Source organism: Paenibacillus sp. FSL L8-0333, assembly GCF_037965665.1.
Classification (GTDB): domain Bacteria; phylum Bacillota; class Bacilli; order Paenibacillales; family Paenibacillaceae; genus Paenibacillus_AQ; species Paenibacillus_AQ odorifer.
In genome coordinates, this window is the sequence record NZ_CP150186.1 from 4,226,441 (window position 1) to 4,246,615 (window position 20,175).

General features: G+C 44.3%; 23 protein-coding genes. 6 read left to right on the forward strand and 17 right to left on the reverse strand.

The genetic code is table 11. The annotated features are described in order from the left end of the window. Positions 1–6: 6 nt before the first annotated feature. Complete coding sequence (locus NYE72_RS18870) at positions 7–438, forward strand: hypothetical protein (RefSeq protein WP_076100426.1); 432 nt, start codon at positions 7–9, stop codon at positions 436–438. Between the two features lie 8 nt (positions 439–446). Then, positions 447–731, forward strand: a complete 285-nt coding sequence (locus tag NYE72_RS18875; protein WP_076100425.1) for a YxcD family protein — start codon at positions 447–449, stop codon at positions 729–731. 47 nt (positions 732–778) lie between these two features. Here NYE72_RS18875 and NYE72_RS18880 read toward each other — a convergent pair whose 3' ends face one another. The 7 genes from NYE72_RS18880 to NYE72_RS18910 all read right to left on the reverse strand — a co-directional run bounded on the left by NYE72_RS18880 (position 779) and on the right by NYE72_RS18910 (position 7,039). After that, the gene (locus NYE72_RS18880; RefSeq protein WP_339210217.1) at positions 779–1,795 is read right to left on the reverse strand and encodes a S66 peptidase family protein; all 1,017 of its coding nucleotides are present in this window, start codon (positions 1,793–1,795) and stop codon (positions 779–781) included. Between the two features lie 160 nt (positions 1,796–1,955). Continuing rightward, entirely contained in the window at positions 1,956–2,333 is a 378-nt protein-coding gene (locus NYE72_RS18885; protein ID WP_036688624.1) for a hypothetical protein, read from the reverse strand. 80 nt (positions 2,334–2,413) lie between these two features. Beyond that, a complete protein-coding gene (locus NYE72_RS18890; protein WP_036688625.1) occupies positions 2,414–2,764 on the reverse strand; it encodes an Asp23/Gls24 family envelope stress response protein in 351 nt (116 codons plus the stop codon). A gap of 28 nt (positions 2,765–2,792) precedes the next feature. Beyond that, the gene (locus NYE72_RS18895; protein ID WP_036688627.1) at positions 2,793–3,899 is read right to left on the reverse strand and encodes an AI-2E family transporter; all 1,107 of its coding nucleotides are present in this window, start codon (positions 3,897–3,899) and stop codon (positions 2,793–2,795) included. Positions 3,900–3,940: 41 nt separating this feature from the next. After that, positions 3,941–5,359, reverse strand: coding sequence for a HAMP domain-containing sensor histidine kinase (locus NYE72_RS18900; RefSeq protein WP_076143829.1), 1,419 nt, complete (start codon positions 5,357–5,359; stop codon positions 3,941–3,943). Then, positions 5,337–6,044, reverse strand: coding sequence for a response regulator transcription factor (locus NYE72_RS18905; protein WP_170914177.1), 708 nt, complete (start codon positions 6,042–6,044; stop codon positions 5,337–5,339). The genes NYE72_RS18900 and NYE72_RS18905 overlap by 23 nt, the downstream gene beginning before the upstream one ends. Before the next feature lie 155 nt (positions 6,045–6,199). After that, the gene (locus tag NYE72_RS18910; protein ID WP_038572015.1) at positions 6,200–7,039 is read right to left on the reverse strand and encodes a DegV family protein; all 840 of its coding nucleotides are present in this window, start codon (positions 7,037–7,039) and stop codon (positions 6,200–6,202) included. A gap of 170 nt (positions 7,040–7,209) precedes the next feature. On the opposite strand from NYE72_RS18910, the gene NYE72_RS18915 reads away from it, so the two are divergent. Beyond that, entirely contained in the window at positions 7,210–7,434 is a 225-nt protein-coding gene (locus NYE72_RS18915; RefSeq protein WP_076100352.1) for a hypothetical protein, read from the forward strand. A 308-nt stretch (positions 7,435–7,742) separates the two neighbouring features. Here the strand turns inward: NYE72_RS18915 and NYE72_RS18920 are convergent, their stop codons facing one another. The 4 genes from NYE72_RS18920 to NYE72_RS18935 are packed head-to-tail and all read right to left on the reverse strand — an operon-like array spanning position 7,743 to position 12,011. Further along, positions 7,743–8,540 carry a PHP domain-containing protein gene (locus NYE72_RS18920; RefSeq protein WP_305953646.1) on the reverse strand — a complete coding sequence of 266 codons (798 nt, stop codon included), beginning with the start codon at positions 8,538–8,540 and terminating at the stop codon, positions 7,743–7,745. A 34-nt stretch (positions 8,541–8,574) separates the two neighbouring features. Continuing rightward, positions 8,575–9,408, reverse strand: a complete 834-nt coding sequence (locus NYE72_RS18925) for an energy-coupling factor transporter transmembrane component T (RefSeq protein ID WP_076100351.1) — start codon at positions 9,406–9,408, stop codon at positions 8,575–8,577. Next, on the reverse strand, positions 9,395–11,140 hold the full coding sequence (locus tag NYE72_RS18930) for an energy-coupling factor transporter ATPase (RefSeq protein ID WP_339210221.1): 1,746 nt from the start codon (positions 11,138–11,140) through the stop codon (positions 9,395–9,397). The genes NYE72_RS18925 and NYE72_RS18930 overlap by 14 nt, the downstream gene beginning before the upstream one ends. Continuing rightward, complete coding sequence (locus tag NYE72_RS18935) at positions 11,133–12,011, reverse strand: cell division protein FtsQ (RefSeq protein WP_076100347.1); 879 nt, start codon at positions 12,009–12,011, stop codon at positions 11,133–11,135. The genes NYE72_RS18930 and NYE72_RS18935 overlap by 8 nt, the downstream gene beginning before the upstream one ends. A gap of 181 nt (positions 12,012–12,192) precedes the next feature. On the opposite strand from NYE72_RS18935, the gene NYE72_RS18940 reads away from it, so the two are divergent. Beyond that, a complete protein-coding gene (locus NYE72_RS18940) occupies positions 12,193–13,026 on the forward strand; it encodes a MurR/RpiR family transcriptional regulator (RefSeq protein ID WP_036688639.1) in 834 nt (277 codons plus the stop codon). A 31-nt stretch (positions 13,027–13,057) separates the two neighbouring features. Here NYE72_RS18940 and NYE72_RS18945 read toward each other — a convergent pair whose 3' ends face one another. The 3 genes from NYE72_RS18945 to NYE72_RS18955 all read right to left on the reverse strand — a co-directional run bounded on the left by NYE72_RS18945 (position 13,058) and on the right by NYE72_RS18955 (position 15,649). Further along, positions 13,058–13,318, reverse strand: a complete 261-nt coding sequence (locus NYE72_RS18945; protein ID WP_036688642.1) for a helix-turn-helix domain-containing protein — start codon at positions 13,316–13,318, stop codon at positions 13,058–13,060. Between the two features lie 15 nt (positions 13,319–13,333). Then, a complete protein-coding gene (locus tag NYE72_RS18950) occupies positions 13,334–14,326 on the reverse strand; it encodes a hypothetical protein (protein WP_076100345.1) in 993 nt (330 codons plus the stop codon). A gap of 1,020 nt (positions 14,327–15,346) precedes the next feature. After that, positions 15,347–15,649: a DUF6809 family protein gene (locus tag NYE72_RS18955; RefSeq protein ID WP_076100341.1), complete on the reverse strand. Its 303-nt coding sequence runs from the start codon at positions 15,647–15,649 to the stop codon at positions 15,347–15,349. A gap of 105 nt (positions 15,650–15,754) precedes the next feature. Here NYE72_RS18955 and NYE72_RS18960 point away from each other — a divergent pair, with 105 nt between their 5' ends. Both NYE72_RS18960 and NYE72_RS18965 read left to right on the forward strand, forming a co-directional pair. Further along, positions 15,755–15,973, forward strand: a complete 219-nt coding sequence (locus NYE72_RS18960) for a helix-turn-helix transcriptional regulator (RefSeq protein ID WP_076100339.1) — start codon at positions 15,755–15,757, stop codon at positions 15,971–15,973. A 60-nt stretch (positions 15,974–16,033) separates the two neighbouring features. Then, positions 16,034–16,189 (forward strand): helix-turn-helix transcriptional regulator, encoded by a 156-nt coding sequence (locus NYE72_RS18965; protein WP_076100336.1) that lies wholly within the window; start codon positions 16,034–16,036, stop codon positions 16,187–16,189. Positions 16,190–16,349: 160 nt separating this feature from the next. On the opposite strand, the gene NYE72_RS18970 is transcribed toward NYE72_RS18965, so the two are convergent. From NYE72_RS18970 to NYE72_RS18980, 3 genes are all read right to left on the reverse strand, one after another. Beyond that, complete coding sequence (locus NYE72_RS18970; RefSeq protein WP_339210223.1) at positions 16,350–18,071, reverse strand: helix-turn-helix domain-containing protein; 1,722 nt, start codon at positions 18,069–18,071, stop codon at positions 16,350–16,352. A 108-nt stretch (positions 18,072–18,179) separates the two neighbouring features. Beyond that, a complete protein-coding gene (locus NYE72_RS18975) occupies positions 18,180–18,956 on the reverse strand; it encodes an IucA/IucC family C-terminal-domain containing protein (RefSeq protein WP_339210225.1) in 777 nt (258 codons plus the stop codon). 1 nt (position 18,957) lies between these two features. Beyond that, positions 18,958–20,007 carry an iron-siderophore ABC transporter substrate-binding protein gene (locus NYE72_RS18980; protein ID WP_038572027.1) on the reverse strand — a complete coding sequence of 350 codons (1,050 nt, stop codon included), beginning with the start codon at positions 20,005–20,007 and terminating at the stop codon, positions 18,958–18,960. Positions 20,008–20,175 lie beyond the last annotated feature (168 nt).

Genomic DNA, 20,175 nt, shown 5'->3' on the forward strand with positions numbered 1-20,175 from the left:
AAACCAATGAAACGCGTAATGATGATTCTAATGGCCTTCACTCTATTTTTTGCAGTGGCTGCTCCAGACTTTGCCGATGCACGTCGAGGTGGCGGCGGTTTCAAATCCGGCACTCGCAGCTATTCAACAACTCCAAAAAAATCAACAACAACAAATAACATCAAAAAAAGTGACAGCACTAAAAGCTCCACAGCAGGATCTGCTGCTAATACGAAACGTGGATTCTTCAGCGGCGGCAGCTTAATGAAGGGCATGATGATCGGTGGTTTGGCCGGATTATTATTCGGTGGAATGTTTGGTGGAATGGGAGCTTTTGGTGACTTCCTAGGCTTTGCCGTTAATATGCTAGCTATCTATGTACTGGTTATGCTCGTGATGTCCTTCTTCCGTCGTAGAAAAGAACGTCGCCGCTTAGAAGAACAGGATGGTCGTTACTAATGTCTACAATCGTTCTAAGCATGGATGAGATCATCAATGCCCTCTGTCTGCACATGGCGGAACGAAAGGCTGTTCGCCCAGAGGATGTTCAGGTAGAACTGAGCTGGGAAGAAGATACCGGTTACTCTGCAGAGGTTTGGGTACAGGGCCGCAGTCAATTTCTAGTGGAGTCCAATATGATTGAAGCGATCCTGCGTTACATGCTCAGCGAATATGGTGTTCGCACCTATCGTGAAGATGTAAGACTGGACCTGGATGAGGAAATCACAGCGATTGTAAATACAGGGAACTAATGATAGTAAAAGGGACAACCCAAGGGGTTGTCCTTTTTGATATAACGCTATTCATAGAAATATTGCTTTACCGTCCCTACTCCATCTGCCACTTCAATTTCTGCATAAGCTCCATTAATAAAAGTAACCTGCGGCGGGACATGACCACAATCGATATCATAAACGATCGGTACCTTAAGCTCTTCAGAAAGTTCAGCATAGATATCCTCGGCAGTATAGTTATCCACAGGCCGATTAGCTGGACTTCTGCCAAACATAATCCCCGAACAATTCTCAAACCACCCTGCCAGCTTCATCTGCACTAAAGATCTGCGTAAATCCGCTGTGTTCAATTCACAATTTTCCAAATACCAAACTATAGGTTCGTCATGAATCATTTCTTGCTGAAAATGCTGGAGCTTTCCATAGGGCGTGCCGATTAAATGCCTAATTACATCTATACAACCACCCAACAGACGTCCTTTCATCGTTACAGCATCTGTAGTTAGAGACTTCCAATAGGTCTCCTCTGTCAAATGAAAAACGCATGGCGAAGGCACATCATGCTGCCATTCCCGCTGATATTTAAGAGATGAATGCTGGACAATGGACTCACCCACTGATGTCTCTAGAACCGCCTGCCAGAGGGCTGTAGTATCATCTGAATACTCTCCCCGTAAATCAATGAGATTCGCTCCGTGAGCAGTAGCCAGACCGGTTGTCAGCGTGACCGCAAGCAACAAGACGCTTATATCTGAATATCCCACGATCCATTTGTCCTGCAAAGCATCAAAATCAATATATTCCAGAGCTTCAATTAACAATTCCCCGCCCCAAGGCGGAATAAGGATATCAATTCCATCATCTTTGATCATCTCATTAAACTCATGACCTCGAACATTGGCTGGTGCAGATTTAGCCTTATCTTGCTTCCATGCCGTTTCGCCGATAATGACATTAAATCCTTGCGACTTCAACCGGCTGGAGGCCAGTGTAAGAAGTTCTGCATTTTGAATGCCTACTCCAGATGAAGGTGCTGTAACGCCTATCGTCGCATTCTTTTTCAAAAAAGGGTATCTAATCATATGCCACCTCCCAGAGTTTGTACCCATTATATCCCTAAAGTGATAATGAGAACACCTCCTTCTAACACATACTTTACGCCTACAAAAAAAGGACCTGGCGGGATGCGTCAACGTATGACCACAAATCCTGCACATGTCCTTCTTCAATTAAACCCAAGCACTAGATTAAAGAGATAGCAAGCAGTTCAAACAACACAAGCGGTAAAATCACATTATTATTGTATGGGGGACCTGGATAAGGTCCTGGATATGGGCCAGGTCCGGGGCCCGGATGAGGATGATAAGGCTGATGAGGGTTGTAAAACCCGCGGGGCATTTGCCCATTAGCCGCAACGTTCAGATACAAGTGTTTATTATCTACTCCGGCTATAACGCCTTCATGTACAAAGCCATCAATTGTCTGTACGTTCACCTTATGGTTAAGGTATGGCTTGCAAGATTGATGTAAGGAATCACGGACACCGTGCAGGTGCCGGATCACAGCAGGATCGGCCTGATAAATCACATTCTGTTGCTGCCCAGTGTTAAATGTCGACATGGATGTTCTGACCTCCGTAAATGGATTTGCTCCATTCTATGCTGAAGCCTAGATTACGGTGCCTATTAAATGGGCTATTCTTAGAATGGCAGAGCGACCTTCTCAACCTTAACATTTACGGAAACTAGAGACAGTCCCATCATATTTTCAACAGCATTTCTTACATTTTGCTGTAGCATATAGCAGACCTCTTGAATCACACATCCGTAATTAACTATGACCTGAAGATCGATGGCAACATCCACTTCTTTTACTTCAACGGACATTCCTTTTTTTACATTTTTACCGCTTAGACGTTTAGCCCAGTTGTCCGAGATACTGCTTCCTGACATGCCGGCAATACCCGGTGTGTCCAGAACCACTTGCCCGACGATCGAAGTCACCACATCATCTGAAATATGAATTAGTCCTTGCTCCGTTCCTTCATTCATAGAAATCCCTCCATAATGTTTTATTACCTTAAGAGATATCAGGACTCTCCTCTACCTCTATCTCTACCCGTCGTTGCTTGACAAACAAATAATAGGCCTTGGTCAAGACGATTTTAACAATCATATACAGCGGAATAATCAGCAATATCGCTATGATCCCGCCTAAATCCCCGCCAACCAATACCAGGATAATCGTTGTCAGTGGATGAATATCGAGCTTTTTCCCAAAGATGTAGGGAGCGATTAAATTATCCTGTATCTGCTGCGCTACCAGAACAATGATGATGGACCAGACGGCTATAGACGGCGATTGAATGAATCCGATGATGAAAATAGGGATACTAGACAGTATCGCACCAATAAAAGGCACGAAGTTCATCACAACTGCGATTACAGTCAACAGCAATGCATATTGCAGGCCGATAATAAGGAAACCAATATACATCAGAACGCCTAAGGCTAAATTAACAAGCACCCGGCCCACGATAAAGCCACTAAGCGCACTGTCGATTTCAGTCATCATTGTAGTTCCTTCTTCACGATACTTCTTTGGGAAGAAACTTACAATCTTACGTCCGAATTTCCCACCTTCCTTAAGCATGTAGAATAACATAATCGGAAAGGTGAATAAAATGATCGCAAAATTCGAAACAAAAGAGAACAGTCCTGAAACGTAATTCGTTAACAGCGTAAACCCTTTATTCAAATAATCCGTCAATGTGGAGGCTGGATTCGCATCAGCAGGGATCAACGCAGACAGAAATTCATTATCTTCTAGTTTCAATAGCTGTTGATTCAAGGAGGCAATGAGATTCGGCATATTATCGACGAAATTAACTAATTGTGTGCGAAGTGAAGGCCAAACACCGATAATAAAAGCAAACAGAAGCACTAAAATAACTACATATACGATGATAATCGCCAAAGAACGATTCAGCTTATATTTCTCCAAGGTATCGATCAGTGGCCGCAGCAGGTAATAAAAGAAACCCGCCAGCATTAAAGGCACTATAATGACACTGAACAAAGACAGGATCGGTGTGAATAAAAAATCTACGCGTGAGCCTAAAAATACAATGCCTAACACTAAAAGGATCGCTAGACAAACTCTGATGAAATTGTTCAGTTTAGCCATAGTTTCTCTCCCGTCTTCTGATTTGGATGTCTTCCAGCTCGTTATTTCGGAATCCGGATGGTGAACACCGTAGGTTCCTTCTTTCGGCGACTGAGATGAAGCGTACCCCCCATTTTCTCTGTATTTTTCATAGCTATCGAGAGACCTAGCCCTGTTCCTCCCGAAGCTGTCCGCGCTTTATCTCCCCGAACAAACGGATCAAACATTGTGGACCACAGCTCTTCTGGAATACCCACTCCAGTATCAGCGATTTCAATCGTGACTTCTTTCTCCAAAGGGATAACCTCCACACGCAAATGTGTACCTGGAGGATTATAGATCAGTGCATTGGAGATCAAATTATGAACCACACTCGAGAGCAGCTCCGCATCAAAGTTCAAGAACACATCCTCTTCGGGAACATTTAGATGCAAAACAAAGTTCTTTTGTTCAATCTCTCCGTAGGTATCTGCAATGATTTCACGAATAAATTCGCCCAGTTCTTGACGCTCCATTCGTAGCAAGAAATCCGGTGAATCTATTTTTAACAGCTCCAGCATGTTCTGAATCAGCTTAGTAACTTGTGAGGATTTATTATAAATATAGCTTAAATATCTTTTTTGGCGTTCTTCATCCTCGCCTCTACCCTCTACAAGCGCCTGTGCAAAGCCCTGTATACTCGTTATCGGCGTCTTCAGATCATGGGACAGATCAACCATCATCCGTTTCTTACTTTCCTCTGCCTGGCGTTTTTCTTTGGTCGTCTTTTCAATTACGTCTGCCATATAATTAAAAGTCTCTCCAATTTGCGAAAATTCCTTCTCTGCATATAAAGCGATTCGAGTATCATAATTCCCCTGAATCATCTGCTTCAGCCCAAGCGTGATGATACGCAGTGGTTTCCTGATTCGCCGCGCCACCCAATAACTGTACACGATAATTAGCAAAAGAATCATTCCCACACCCAAAAAGACGTAGTATGAAAGCGAATGATTAAAGTAGGCCACGAAGGGATCACTATTAATGGTGATGGTGATAGCTTCCCGCGGCAGCTTCAGCAGCAGCCACTCCGATTCGCTCTGAGCATTTACCGTGGTCAACGAGTAAAAGTAAGCTTGATCTTCTCCATTTTCCAAACTTTTTAAAAGCTGGTTACTGGTATATTGGGTTACACCGTCTTTTTTTTCTCCAACAACCTTGGTGACCTTCATGTCTTGATCCAAGACCTCGATCCATCCCCCGCTACGCAGAAGACGTTTGGTTTCTACCCCATGCTCCAGATTTTCTCGATAAGCACTAGCTTCCACCTTCAAATCAGGATCAGCAATTTTATTTTTTTCAAAAATATGGGTCACATCAAGATTAATAAACAAATAATATACAATCACAAGAAAAAACAAAATACAGATAAACAACAAAAAATCCAGCGTCAGCGATGATTGTAAAGGTCGTTGATCTCTATTGCTCCATAGGCGCTTCAATTTTGTATCCCAGCCCTCTAATAGTCTTTAAATATACTGGCTTTTTGGAGTCTTCCTCAATTTTTTCCCGGATATTGCTGATATGTACCATGATACTATTATCTTCGTACACATAGAAATCTTCCCACACGGCCTCATATATTTTTTTGCGTGTAAAGACTCGTCCAGGCTGCTTCATCATTAGTTCCAAAATTTTGTACTCGGTAGAAGTAAGCACCACAGGTTCACCTGATCGATAGAGCAGACACTGGCTTTGATCCAGCATTAATTCACCTAATACGATCTGCTCAGCTTCTTTTTCCTCAACGACTTGCGCATCGAAATGATGTACACGCCGCAGCAGTGCTCCAACACGGGCTACTATTTCTAATGGATTAAACGGTTTCGAAATATAATCGTCGGCTCCTAGTTCAAGACCCAGAATCTTGTCATGATGTTCACTTTTGGCGGATAAAAATAACACTGGAAAATGATGCACCTCGCGTATCTTTTTCAATAATTGCAGTCCATCCAGACCCGGCATCATAATATCCAGAATTGCCAAATCAACTTTATGGTTCTGCACCTGCGTTAAGGCTTCAGTCCCACTGTTCGCTTCCAAAATGTTGTACTCTTTCTCTAAATATAATCTTAGCAATTCCACAATTTCTGCTTCATCATCAGCGATCAATATTGTATACATGATAATCCCCCCATCTAACTATATTCTGTGATTATTAACAGAGCCTAAACACAATCTAAAGAATAGCTAAATTATCACATAGGAATAAAATAAAAATCGCACACGGGAAACCGTCCCATGTACGATCGTAATTTGTCTGGATTGTGAGGATCACTACTTTAAAAAGCTACGCCAATTCCGCCCTCCCCAGCATAGGTTCCCATAACCGGACCCATACTAGAGAGTAAGACTTCTTTGAAGGGATGCTTTTGTAAAATGCGTTCTTTAATCTCGAGTGCCAGCTTCTCACAATTACTGTGTACAATAGCGATAACCGCTTTCTCGTAATCATGCTGCTTCTCATCCAAATGCGCAAGCAGACGATTCAGTGCTTTTGGAAGACCCCGGGTCTTCTCCACTACTTCGACAGTGCCTTCTTCGCTGATTTTGAGCAGCAACTTTATATTGAGTACAGACGCTACGGCTCCCGAGAGCCGACTTAGACGGCCGCCTTTCATTACATTCTCCAGAGTGTCCAGCGTAAAATAAGCGTTAACTTCCTCTATCTGCTGAAGTACCTTTTCCTTGAGCTCTTGCAAGCTTGAACAAGTTAAGGACCACTGTGCCGCCAGGCCGACAATCAATGACAGCCCGCCTGAGAAGTTTTTGGAATCTATAACCTCTATTGCATTGGTATGTCCTTCATCCTTATACATTTCCATAGCAATCATAGCCGTCTGATAAGTGCTACTAATATTAGAGGACATACAAATGACCATAATGTCAGTTCCCTCCTCCACTTGCTTGAACTTCTCAAGGAATTCGTTGGGACTTGGACTAGCTGTGGTAGGCAGCTCCTTGGATTCGCGCATTTGAGCATAAAAGCTTTTCGTGTCCGTATCTGCCGGCATTAACTCATGCCCAAAATGAACCGGTAGGTGGATCACGGAAACATTATACTTCTCCATGTAGTCAAGGGGCAGGTCTGAACCGCTGTCTGTTATGATCTTGATTGCCATAATATAAGTACTCTCCTTTCAATATCAGTACTATTATAGCCACCATAAAATGAAATCTCCAGTAACCTTTATAACTTGAAAAATTCTTCGATCTGTGCTATGTCTTTCTTCCTTAACTTGTCCTTATATGATATGGTTTATGAATAAGCGTATAGAAATGGAGTGTATGTATGAGTAAGGGAAGAGTATGGAACAGAGGCAAACATGATGGTACAGGACTATCGAGAAAAAAAACCGTAGATCAAGAGGGTACAGCTTCTACTGAAACTGAATCCACAGAACCTTCGAAGGAACCTTCCAATTCAAGAATTGATACTGTAAAACCGATGAATCGCACAAATTGGGTGACCAGACCCACCCGAGTCAGCAATAAAGATTCGAAAGACAAACGATAATTCATACATTCTAAGATTTGAGGACCCAGATGACGTTATTGGCAAATTCCCAGCCTTCTGAGCAGAGTTTCGGACTCCAGAGCCGTTATTCCGTTGAAAGAGATTCATGTATGGTGTTTTTCGTGCCATTAGTGGCTATGCGGTCCGTTAGCATCCCAAATACGGAATAAAACTGCGTTTAAGGTCATCTGTGTCCGATAGTTATCTTTGTACATGCAAAAGTAATGAAATCCAGCGAACAACAAAAAGGGTTGTCCCAGTAGCCATTTCATCATTTCATGGCTTATGGAACAACCCTCTTCTACTTTCTACGCCATATATCCTAACTCCGCTTCATCTCTGGAGGGGGCTTCGCCAATTAACTGCTTCAATAGTTTTTTCATCATTACCGAAGCTTTTACTTTGGTATGAAGACACGGAGAAACCTCTATTACATAGTTTCCTTGTTTGATAGCTTCCTTCAATTCTTCCACAGTTGAGCAGGAGTCTTGCAGACGATTCACAACACTGCCATACTGCAAACACTGATGACTGTCACTGCCAGCAATCACAGGCACACCCAGCTTCTCAGCAAAGGGCGTGATCAAGTTTTTATAAGTCTCCACCCCCTGCATGTAAATATCCTTAGCGTTGAAATCAAAAGCGTCTAATCGCTGAAGCAATGCCGGATCCAGTTGATGTAAAGGCGTAGAAGTTCGGAAGGGGTGGGCTCCGATTTTCCAAAGATTATGTTCGTCGGCCATATCAAGCAACTGCTTAAAAGGTATGAAATTCCCCTCCTGTGTATGCTCATCCAGTAAAGCGCGGACAGCTAGAACATTCTCCTTTAGTCCGATCAACAGGATGTGACCTGTCTCCGCGATATCCACTTCCATGCCTGGAAACAGTTTAAGTCCGTTCACATCGTAATAATGCCCGTTATAGGGATAAGTCTGATCCAGCGCATCATACATCGCAAAGAAATTAGAAGTATTAAAATGCTCGGTCAATGCTACAGCCTGTAATCCATTTGCCTTGGCTTCGAACATCATCTCCGCAAAATATTCGGGAGAAAACGTAGATTTTTTAGATAATTTACCATGGGTATGCAGATCAATATTCATCATGTCTAATTCGTCTCCTTTGAGCTTGTAAGTTATGTTAATACACCAGTTCAGGGTAGAGATAACCAATACAGAATATCAAGATGACATAAGCAGTGGATCCGGATAAAAAGTACCAGTCGGACCGCTTCATTTTCAAATAAGATAGCTTAATCTTCTTCACTTTCTTATTATTAAGCCCGTAGCTAAATCCCCGAGTCTCAAGTGCTTCAATCGTTGTTCGAGAACGTTTAGCTGTGTTCAACATAAGCGGGTAAAATGCCAGAATCACGATTCGCAAATAATACGTTATTGTTCGCCAATAGAAAATTCCATGTTGAAGTGGTCGTTGCCCTCTCAATCTAAAGGAAAGTAGAATTTGATGGAATTCCTCCAGTAAAGTAGGCAAAATACGATAGCCATAAGATAAGCTGAACGCAAAGGTATCAGGGATTCCTAAAGATAGTAAGCCGTCACTAAGTCGTTCCGGATCAAGACTTGAGAAAACCGTAATACTTGCCAGCGAAATCACCGAAAGCTTAAGCGTCAGTGTCAGCATAGGCAGCAAGGATTCAATCCCCCCGCCGAAAAAGAGCGACAATATAAACATCCAGCCAATCTGGCTGATTAAGCCGAGACATAATATAAAAATAATATAAGGGCTGACTCGGGAGAGGACGGTCGTTAAAACCATAAGCACGAACATCCCTAACAGGATTGTCCGGTTATGTACAAACCAAGGCACGATGGCAAAAAAGAGATACCAGAGCAGCAGGGTTCGCGGGTCCAGCCTGCCCAGAAAAGTGCTGCTGCTGTTATATGCGGTCCCGAGTAACTCCAATTTGATTTGTTCTACAGATATACGGTCAAGTGCCCGTTTAACGGCTTCCATGGATTGCAGCTACCTCCTTCTTTTCCACTAAACTCACAAACTCTTCTAAGCTACTGCAAATTCTAGGGAGACCGAGCATACGACTTAGCTCCATCAATTGGGTCTGAGCCAGACCCGCACGCCGTAAAAGAAGGCCGTCAGCGAAAATTTCATCCTTCGTCCCATCCGCGATTATCCGCCCTTGATGCATTACAATTATTCTGCTGGCCCATTCTGAGACAAGCTGCATATCATGAGTTGCGATGACGACCGTCTTCACATGATTACGAAGCGTCTCCAGCACATGTACCATTTCTTGTTTGGTCGAAATGTCCAGATTAGCTGTCGGTTCATCAAGCAGCATGATGGCGGGCCTAACCGCGGCACCAATCGCCAAGGATACCCGGCGCTGCTGCCCTCCACTTAACAGTCGGGCATCCCGTTCAGCCAGCTCGCTTAAGCGAAACGCCTTTAGCATCTCATCCACTCTTTCATCCGTATCTGGTAGTTTCCGCGCCTTCAGATAATAAGCGATTTCCTTACGCACAGAATCCTCGATAAACATTTCCTCCGGATTCTGGAATACATAAGCTACCGTACCGGAGAGACGTTCAGGCGGCAGCCCGTTCACCGTCATTTCTTTAACCTTTACGGTTCCAGCTATAGGTCTGACAATACCAGCAATCAGCTTCATTAATGAAGATTTACCTGCTCCGTTGTTGCCAATAAGAGCAATGGACTCTCCCTGCCGCAGTTCTAGCTGAATTCCATTCAGTACAGGATGCGGCACCTTATGAATCGTACGATAAGAGAGGTGGACATTCTCCAGCTGAACGATAGAACTTTCTTCTTTTGCTGCTATGGGGAGCTGCTCTTGAATTCGTCCGATTGGAAGTGTCTCCACATTAGCATCCTGACGAAGAATCATGCGGGTACTGCCTTCCTCAGCATTTAAGGGAAGCAGCTTTGACTTCTGATCATCAGGCTGTAGCAGCCAAGCCGCCCGGGTCACATCCGGTGGGTAAATGCCCAGCTCTAGCAATTCTTCTACAGATGACAAAGCTTCACGAACAGGCTTCTGCCAGCGCATTTTACCCTGATCCATCAGGACAACATTTTTACAATAATCCGCAATGAATTCCGCATGATGCTCAATCACTACAATGGTCTTTCCATGCTCTTCATTCAAACGCTGCAAAATATCATAGATATGACGGGCATGCTGCGGATCCAGCTGGGCTACGGGTTCGTCGATAACCAGAATTTCCGGATCCATAGCTAGGGCTCCGGCCAGAGCGAGCAGGTGTTTTTGCCCACCACTTAACTGCCAAATAAATTCATGCCTCAAATCACTAAGTCCGGTTAACGCCAGCGCACGCTCTCCCCGTTCCTTGTAATCCGTAAACCCATAATTCAGAGGTGTAAAAGACACATCATCAAGCACCGTCGGCCTTACCAATTGATTCTCGAAATCCTGATAAACATAACCGATACGTTTGGACAGCTCTGCTACACTTTTTCCATCCGCAGATTGGCCGCAAACTGTCACCTCTCCATTGAAATCACCCGTGTAATAATGAGGAATTAAGCCGTTAAAGCATTTGCAGAGAGTAGATTTTCCGGAGCCATTACTGCCGATGATCGCAATAAAATCTCCTTCTCCCAGTCGTAAGTCTACGTCTTGCAGTACTGGTTGTTCAGCTCCCGGATACGTAAAGTTAATTTTGTTCAATTCAAGAATTGTATTACGCATCTGCTTGACCCGCTTCCTGTCTTTTTCGTGTCGAACGCCGAAGCAGTGTAATAATCGCCGTTGCCGCTACAACAGCCGCTACCAACATACTGAGCCAAATCAAGGTCTTTTCATTCGATTCCGCTCCTGCAAGCTCAAAATCACCGAAGTTCCAGCCCGATTCCGATAACAATTCTGACCCCACCGCTACCATCACTAGAAAGGTTCCGGCAATGACCAGCTTAGGAGATAGCCACGCTCCTGTTGCATATTTCATATTCCGCTCACGCGGCTTCATGCCAAGCAATGGTTCAATTTTTCCATATAAACGCGGAACCAGATACATAGTAGGAATTAGCGCGAACAAAATGCCGGAGAAGAGTACATCATTCAGGAACCCTACTCCCTCAATTACAACGATGCTTTCAGCCAGCCCTTTAACAGCCTCTAGCTCTTCTACCCCTACCCATACCTTCACAATATCTATAACGGAGCTAAAAAACTGGTGAATCGCCACGCCGGTAATCGCAGCCACTCCAACCTGTCTACGATTCTTCGGATCAGATACCATGCGGCCTGCGGTATACATCGCCAGTGAGAAGGTAATGAATTTCTCCAGCTCCCCTAAACCTCCAAATTGGCCTAACATCAATTCCCCGAAGATTACCTCACCAACAGCTGCTCCGACCGCCGCATATAAGGGGTGAAACAACATACATAATGTCAAAGGAATGAAGGCGAAATATTCAATGGATAATTCAATCGGGCCCAGTTTGATCCCAGGCACTAGCTCGGTAAACATATTGGACAACCCGTAAAGCGACATCGACAGTACAAAAATCATCATTTTTTGTGACTGAGTCAGTGTGTAACGCGTTTTTATCGTGCTCATGAAATATTTGGCCTCCCAATAAGAATTTATCTTCATTATAAGAAGGCCATGTCATCACAGCTTTTTTCATTTGTTAAATGAGAGTAATATTTTTTTCAATATTTTTAACGTTGTAAAAATATTTACAACATATTCGCACGTTATATTCTATCTATCGCATCATCATAGGAGGATTGAGAGATTGTATAAAGATTGGAACCATCGCGCTTTTTCGCCTAATCAACGGATAATTGCCGACTTTATTCAGAAAAATGAGCAACGTGTGGTCTATATGACCGAACAAGAAATGGCAGACGAGCTGCATTTGAGCATTGCCTCCGTTTCACGGTTCTGGAAAGCTGCGGGGTATAAACATGCCAAAGATTTTAAAAACCGGCTCCGTTTCCGCTTTGAATCCACACCTTCTGTAAAAATGCGTGATGCCATGCAGCGATCAGACGATACCTCACTCCCTCAACTGCTGCTGGACAATTGTTCACATCATTTGCAAGAAACACGCCGCTATTTAAGTGACGATGTACTAAAGCGTGCAGTAGATGCAATATCAACAGCTCGGATTATTTATGTATACAGCCCTGGCCCTTGCGCCGGATTAGCAGAGCTAATGATCTATCGAATGGCGCGTTTTGGTCTTCAAATGAAAAAAATGGCCCCCAGCGGCCATGAGCTGCTAGAGACCTTAATGCATGCTGACAAACAAGATGTCTTGCTTGTCTTTGGATTTGTGCAAATACTGCCTGAGATTGAAGTCATACTGAACCATGCACGTGAAGTAAATTACCAGGTCATCCTGATCACAGATAGACTCGTCTACCCGCGATCGCAAGATGCAGATATCGTGCTTTATGCCGGGAGAGGTGAGGTTTGGGAGTTCCACTCCATGGTTGGCCCCACCTATATTATTGAGAATCTGATCCTTGGAGTGGGATTAGCGAACAGGGACAGTAGTCTAAGCAAGCTGGATAAATTGCAGCAATTGCGCGCGCAGTATGGGGGGAAGCTCCCGCGGAGTTAGGTTTAGATTTGATTGCAAGGTGAAGAGAAATTTAATTCATTCCTAAAGCTTCTTTAATTTGTGGGATAGATAAACCGTTTGCTTTCATTTCTTTGATCCAAAGAATGCGCGCGACGGTTTCTTCTCTTTTATATCTGCGTGTTAAGTTCTCCTCTGCCTGTTCAAAGGGCAGCATGCCTTCTTCTGTGTAATGTTTGAGTGTACTATAACGAGCATTTGTGATTCTTACTAATTCCCCTATCGATACATATTCTGACGCCATAATATTCTCCATGGATCGTTGTCTAGACATTGATAACCAACTCCTTTACAGCGGGCGTTTCGGAATAAGACGCACACCTTGAATTGGCACTTTCATCATTACAAAATGTGGGATCGCATCGTAGAGCAAATTATCAATTTTAAGGGTCGCAATTGATCCTCTCTCCAGCACCTTAACTTCATGACCATAGGACATTAATCTTGTAATAACTGCGTCTAACCTTTGATTAGAATTATCAAACCAAGACTCTGTTTCTATAAAGACAGCTCGTGATCGCTCTAGGGCAGGGAAGATAAGATTGAGACTACTGCCGATAAAGGTCTTCGCAAACTTTGTCTTCAATGCTAAAAAACGTTTGATGCCTAACTCAACTCCCTGGCGGATTTGTATAGGAAACAATGCCTTTGCCCATAAGTTACTTTGGTATAGATCATGTAATTTGATATTCACCTGTTCTAATTCGTTCAGTGAGAAGAAATCTTGCATACATCCACATTCACGAAGTAGCCATAGCATACAAATGACCTCATCCGTAACTGGGCCCTCTTCCAAAATCTCTGCGCGCATATTCTCTGTAATGCTCGTGTATGCCTCCATATTACTTCGATAGGCTCTAATTTCAACTTCAGCAGAATCAAAATACATATCGCTCCCTATCAGGCTTGGTATATCTTCAAGCAAATTCATGGCTTGAAGATCATCTGAAATCGCGGTTTCGAACTTTTTTAATTGATGGTTAGACTTCCTCGAAGCCTTCTTTAACCACCAATTTAGGTCACCCTTCACCTCAGCACTATTATGAAGTAAGGATTGTAGAACAGTTTCTCTATAGAGTGTTGAATGAGATTGATCAAGTGCTTCCTTGTGCAAAGTTAACTTGTTCTCAGATTGTGTAAAACATCCCTCTAAGTAAAGCTCCAATATAACCGCTGCTGCCATGCAGCGCAAAGACACTTTCTTGACAGTAGTCATCTGAAGACTTCTCTGAGCATTAAGCGCGATCAATGAAAAACTTGGTGCTAATTTAAGATCCATCATAACCATCCACCCCTATCCATTAATTCGTATTTACAGGAAGATATTTATTCCGTATGGTGAGCGTTTGATTTACTTACTACTTACTACTTACTACTTATCACTTAAAATACACCATCATTACAATAATTGTCAATGGTCTGGAATAACGTAAAGAAGGCCCTGCCCATAATGGTCAGGCCCCGATTTTATAGACACTAAAAAAAGACCCTAGGCTATAAGCTGCTTCCGGTAATCAACCAGGGTAGCTTAGAAACAGGAGGATCAGTTCTAACGGGAATTTATGTAGCCAATGAAGCAATTGGAGCATCCGGCTGGTCTCAAAAAGAAGTCGACTTGTTAAGTTAAATAAAGAAGGCTGGCCATGTGAGCCTGCCTTCTTTATTCACTCGAATCACTCGGATCAATAAGTAAATTGGTTAACTCTAGATTTTCAACCTTGTCTTCTTTGACGACAAAGGCAAGGGAAGGATGATAGAATCCTTAGTCAAGCTTGGTACCGTTCACCCAATAGTTAACAACACCATCTACTTTCTTTTCGCTGCGGGATGCCTCAGGGATAGCTGCAATGATATCCTTTTCACTGCTTCCGATAACGATATTTTTATCCGTCCTAAGCGAAGAAAGAGAGCTAATCGGTATATCAACTACGCCTCCGACTGGCTTAATTTCTCACTACGGTAAAACTGATCGTCAAAATTATCTTTTTCATAAAACCAGCGGATGTTAAGAGGTTCCCCCACTTCCGTCATCCGTTTCGAATGAATTCCCGCTCCGCTTTTTTCAAATGCTTTAATGAATTTTCGAAAGAATATGGAAACTTAGCCCTAAGTTTAGAGAGTTTTTCAACCTCTCCCATAGCGATAGCTTCCTTAATAGCAGGAACCAACTTCGCTTGAATAATGCCCCAACTTTCTGCCTGAAGAAGTTCGTCTATCAACATATGCGGTTTGGAATGATATTGTTCAATTTTTGTTCTCCTCTTCTCGATTTCTACCCTCTAATAGCTCTATCTTTATTTTTTCAAGACATAGCTTCTCCCTTAGAGTGTATAAGTTCATCCTTATGTTCTAATACTTCTATTATCATAGCAGCCCCCGTTCTGAATCCGAGAGTATAGGCGGAAGCGGATGAGATAGAGTTCTGCATGCCACTCAGATCCAAGGCTTGTTCAATCATAGTAAAGTCTTCTATAGATAACTTTGCTTTTAGGATGTCCATAAACTCTGAGATTAGCTTGGAGTTCTGTATATACTCGGGATCGCGTAAACACAAAAGTTCACTTGGACAGATTTTCCCGTAATATAAATCCTCCAAAAGACTCACCAGTCATCCCTCCCAAATCATCTCTTCAATCATTTTAGCGAATTTATCGCTAAAAATAAATAGCGAATAATTCGCTAAGATATGCTTGCCTTGGAGGTGTTTAGTATGTATCAACGTATCCGAGATTTACGTGAAGATAAAGATTTGACTCAAACCCAAATGGCAGAGTATTTGCAATGCAGCCAGCGGATTTATAGTAATTATGAACGCGGTGATGTTGATATTCCCACGGCTATTCTGATTAAGCTAGCAGATTATCATAAGACGAGTACTGACTATTTACTAAACAGAACGAACCAAAAAACTCCTTACTCTAAAAGTTAAATTAAAAGAATGAGTAGATATCGCAGTTTTCAAAGGATTTCATCCTTATGCTGATGAGCATTGTACACAGGAATCCGTGATTTACGCGAAGACAAAGATCTGACACAGCAACAAATAGAGGAGCTTTTATATATTACACAAGCCACCTACTCCCGCTATGAAAATGGAAATTTGGATGTTCCGAGCGCCGTTTTAATTACGCTAGCTAATTTCTAAAAAGTAAGCATCGACTATATTTTAGGTCAGACAGATAATTCCAAATGCTATCCCAACAAATAATAATCCGCAGCACAAACAAGCTCCTGTGATAATCACAGGAGCTGTTCACGTTTAGGCTAAAAATAGCCTGAAATTAGGGGATGCTCTTAGATACCGCTCAGGCCAGCAAGGTACGGGCTACCTGATCCACAATGTAATTAATACCTGTCGGTCCGTAGCAGCCGATCCATGTAGCGGCATCTACCGGGTATATATACGGCCGCTCATCGGAATCCAACATCCCTCGGACGCTTTGCTCTGTCGCAGATACCCCCTCCTGCATCATCTCGTTACTAAGTAAAAAATAATGGCTGGCATGCACAGCTGGCAGTCTATCAACTGTAATATGATAAGCCGTGTCGGAAGTGTCTGCGACAAATAGCGGAGCAGGCAGACCAAGATCACGGTACAGCACGGCACCTGTGCGATGGGAGGCAGTATGTACCCGTACCAGCGACTCACGCGGACGGATCAAGGCCACGCTCTGACCCGCCAGCGCCGTTGCAAGCTGCTCAGACAGCAATGCTGTTCGGCGCAGGTAATCCGCAATAATACGCTCCACCTCTGTCCGCTTGTCCGTCAATTCACCGAACAGGCTCAAAATCGTCTGCCAGCTCTCATTCCGTTGAAACATTAGGGTTGGCGCAATCCGGTTTAACCGTTCATAATGCTGGGCATGCACCTCAGTACAGACAATCAAATCCGGCCGCAGCCGTTCGACAGCTTGCAGGTCCGGGTACTCATAAGTTCCGAGCATTTCTGTTGTCTTAAGCCTTTCCCTGATATATTGGGGGAATTTTAACGCTGCACTGCCCGTTCCTACACTCCCTCCCGGAGATATCCCAAGCGCAAGCAAATGGTCTGCATATTGAACGTCGAGTACGGCGATACGCCTCGGAGAAGCGGTGACGCAATATTCGCCTCGCATATGACAAATTACCGGGCCTTGCAGCGACTGGTACGATGAGGCCAGGCGATCCGGCAGCCCAGAATATGCTGAGAGAGCACCGATCCCTGAAGCGGCAGTGCGCCTGTAGATCTGCGGGGGAACTCCATGATATTTCTTAAATGCCCTGCTAAAGTAATACATGTCGCGATAGCCCGTTTTTTCTGCAATTTCGCCGATGGGAGCATCCGTATGACGCAACATCCGCTCGGCACTCTCCATCCGCAGCTGGATTACATATTCCATCGGTCCTAGTAACTTCTCCTGTTTGAATCGCCGCTGTAACTGTCTTGTACTGCATCCGGCAAGCGCTGCCAGCTCCTTAAGCTCCAGCTCCTGACGATAATGCCCCGCTATATAGGCAGCGACAACATCCACCATATCCGCCTCTGTGCCTTTCTGACCACATTCATACTCCATAATAAGCTCGTAAAGCATTCCTTGCAGTAGCGCATTCGCATGGAAACGCTCCAGCCCTTCGCCCCGGCTCCATTTGGCTTCGATTTGTTCCGCAGTCTGATGCAGTTCAGCCAGGAGCACAGGACGGTGAACAAATGAAGTTCGTAATGGGTGATTGCGCGGCGGAAACAGAACATGGGCAGCCCCCAACATTGGAAAAGCCTTGTACATAATAACGGTATAATGAATGGTTTCTGATCCAGCAGTCAAAGTAAATGCTGATCCCTTGACTGCGTGACAAGCGAAATAGGCCTGGATATGGCAAATTTCGCCATTCATCACAAGCCTACCTTCCCCGCCGCCTGCCAGCAGCAACACATTGGCTGTTAATCCGGTTTCGCTCATAACGCCGCCGGGTGGCAAAGTACCGCTGCGCACATCAAGCATCTTGATCGTTGTATCACTCCATAAACTTGCCTGTTCTTTCAGCGGCATTTCTCTCATCTCCTGACAATAGCATCCTCTGTTAAACGGGCGCACTCGAATAGGATTACATGCTTTAGTGAAAGCGCGTCCGCAACATAAGTGAGTGCGTTGCTGTTGTCATTTTAATTGAGATTCATTCTCATTGTCAATTTTCGGACATTTTCCGCAATATTCCGCCGACATCCTGTAATAAAAACAGCAGGTGATACGCTTGTTTTTTGCAACCGGAGCCAGGTCATTGTTCTCTGTGAACCGGGTAAACGGATTGCGTCTTGCGCCGAACAATTGTCCGGGAGCTATCCGGGTCAGGAAGGCAAAATCGGCTTGCATTCGTTGCCTCTCTTGCCCAAATTCACCTGTTCCAGGAGAATACAACGGGGCAACGCGTACCATAATATTCTCCCAAAGTACTGCCATGGAGACGGGACCAATTGCAGCAAGCGTGTGCAGCATCGGCGCAAGACGTACCGCGAAAATTTCCTCTACGATCTCTTCTCGCCAGGCTTCCCTGTCTTCGGGTGCCGCCGTCGCTCGAAGCCCGTTCAGCGCAAGGAAAGAAAAACGCGTATCCCCTTTAAAAGCTGGGGAAGCCGGATGATAGAGGAAGCAGTTCTCCAGCGGGATGGAGACTTCCCGGTTATGAAGGGTCATAGCGGTCAGAATCGGCGCGATCCACAGATAACCGATCCGCTTGGCCAGCATGGAAGCGGCAACCTGCATATCAGGCGCACCGATATAACCTTTAAGCCAGCTTACATATTCGCGGCATGCAGCTTCTTCGTGCAACTGGCTAAGGGCAATTGTACGAACGTTGCCTTCAGGCGGTTCACCTACCCACAGACGGTATTCCTCCGCCATTTGCTTCCAGGTGGCAGACGACAGATAGTTGTCCATTTTAATGCGATCCCAACAGCGCTTCCGCGGTTTGATCTACAATAATATTGAGGGCAATTGGCCCATAATAAGCGATCCAGAGCGTTGAATTCACATTGTATACGCGGTTATTTTTAACGGCATCATGAGATTTCCAGACCGGACTGTTCGCCATTGCCTCTGCCTCTTTGGCAAACAATTCATCCGATAACAGGAAATAGTGATCTGCTCCAATATCAGCGATGGTCTCCATCGAAATTTCAACGGAGGTATCATCTTTGATCTCCTGAACGAATGCAGGGATATTCAATCCCAAATCCTCATAAAGAATGCTTCCGGTCCGATGTTCGGGACCGTGTACGCGAATACCTTCCGGTCTTGGGCGAATCAGAGCTACCGTTTCGTCGCCCAGCTTCGCCGACAGCTGCTCCCGCAGTCCGACGATTTTGTCCTCGTAGGCTTGACGCACTACCTTCGCCTCCGCCTGCTTGCCCGTTATCATACCGATGGTAGCCGATGTATCCCGCCAATCTTCATAGAAGTCGAGTACTATTGTGGGCGCAATTTTACTGACGCTGTCATACACCTGCTCCTGAAAATCGGTCATCAATATAAGATCCGGATTCATCGCTACAATAGCTTCAAGATTGGGCTCATCGCGTGTGCCCAGGACCTTCACATCACCCAATTGTTCACTTAAATATTCTGGAAACTTTGCATCTTTCGCTCCAGCTACAACGCTGCCTGCCGGATGCTCGCCTATCGCTAACAATTGATCGACGAATTTCACATCAAGCGCGGCGATGACCTTCGGCTTCTCAGTCAGCGTATATTCGCCCTTCATATGCGAGATGGTAACCGGGAAGGCTGCAGTCTGAGCCTGTGTCTCAGATGTAGGTGACGGCTCGGCTGAAGCAGATGGCAGTGCGGCAGTGCCCGCATTTGCACCCCCTCCAGTACCGCAAGCCGTTAGCACAAGTACCAGCGCCATCATCCATATCATTAATAGTCCTGCTTTTTGGGCAGCATCTACCTTTCTACCGGTTGCTTGCCTCTTCTTTGTTCTTTTCATGCTGACTCCCCCTTATGTATGATAATGATTTTCATTATCAGATCAATAAAGCGAGTATAATCTATCTTCATACTCTATTTCCATGTACTTTTGCGACATTACAGCCGGATTAATGCGACATTGCACACCATAGGAACGACTCAGGAGAATCGTGACTGACTACAAAAA

Coding starts and splice junctions, on each gene's coding strand:
- NYE72_RS18970 (WP_339210223.1), bottom strand. CDS start 18,071: ATGCCGCTGAAAGAACAGGCAAGTTTATGGAGTGATACAACGATCAAG.
- NYE72_RS18910 (WP_038572015.1), bottom strand. CDS start 7,039: ATGGCAATCAAGATCATAACAGACAGCGGTTCAGACCTGCCCCTTGAC.
- NYE72_RS18935 (WP_076100347.1), bottom strand. CDS start 12,011: ATGAGCACGATAAAAACGCGTTACACACTGACTCAGTCACAAAAAATG.
- NYE72_RS18945 (WP_036688642.1), bottom strand. CDS start 13,318: ATGTCTAGACAACGATCCATGGAGAATATTATGGCGTCAGAATATGTA.
- NYE72_RS18880 (WP_339210217.1), bottom strand. CDS start 1,795: ATGATTAGATACCCTTTTTTGAAAAAGAATGCGACGATAGGCGTTACA.
- NYE72_RS18925 (WP_076100351.1), bottom strand. CDS start 9,408: ATGGAAGCCGTTAAACGGGCACTTGACCGTATATCTGTAGAACAAATC.
- NYE72_RS18950 (WP_076100345.1), bottom strand. CDS start 14,326: ATGATGGATCTTAAATTAGCACCAAGTTTTTCATTGATCGCGCTTAAT.
- NYE72_RS18915 (WP_076100352.1), top strand. CDS start 7,210: ATGAGTAAGGGAAGAGTATGGAACAGAGGCAAACATGATGGTACAGGA.
- NYE72_RS18930 (WP_339210221.1), bottom strand. CDS start 11,140: ATGCGTAATACAATTCTTGAATTGAACAAAATTAACTTTACGTATCCG.
- NYE72_RS18890 (WP_036688625.1), bottom strand. CDS start 2,764: ATGAATGAAGGAACGGAGCAAGGACTAATTCATATTTCAGATGATGTG.
- NYE72_RS18885 (WP_036688624.1), bottom strand. CDS start 2,333: ATGTCGACATTTAACACTGGGCAGCAACAGAATGTGATTTATCAGGCC.
- NYE72_RS18960 (WP_076100339.1), top strand. CDS start 15,755: ATGTATCAACGTATCCGAGATTTACGTGAAGATAAAGATTTGACTCAA.
- NYE72_RS18975 (WP_339210225.1), bottom strand. CDS start 18,956: ATGGACAACTATCTGTCGTCTGCCACCTGGAAGCAAATGGCGGAGGAA.
- NYE72_RS18870 (WP_076100426.1), top strand. CDS start 7: ATGAAACGCGTAATGATGATTCTAATGGCCTTCACTCTATTTTTTGCA.
- NYE72_RS18920 (WP_305953646.1), bottom strand. CDS start 8,540: ATGATGAATATTGATCTGCATACCCATGGTAAATTATCTAAAAAATCT.
- NYE72_RS18895 (WP_036688627.1), bottom strand. CDS start 3,899: ATGGCTAAACTGAACAATTTCATCAGAGTTTGTCTAGCGATCCTTTTA.
- NYE72_RS18980 (WP_038572027.1), bottom strand. CDS start 20,007: ATGAAAAGAACAAAGAAGAGGCAAGCAACCGGTAGAAAGGTAGATGCT.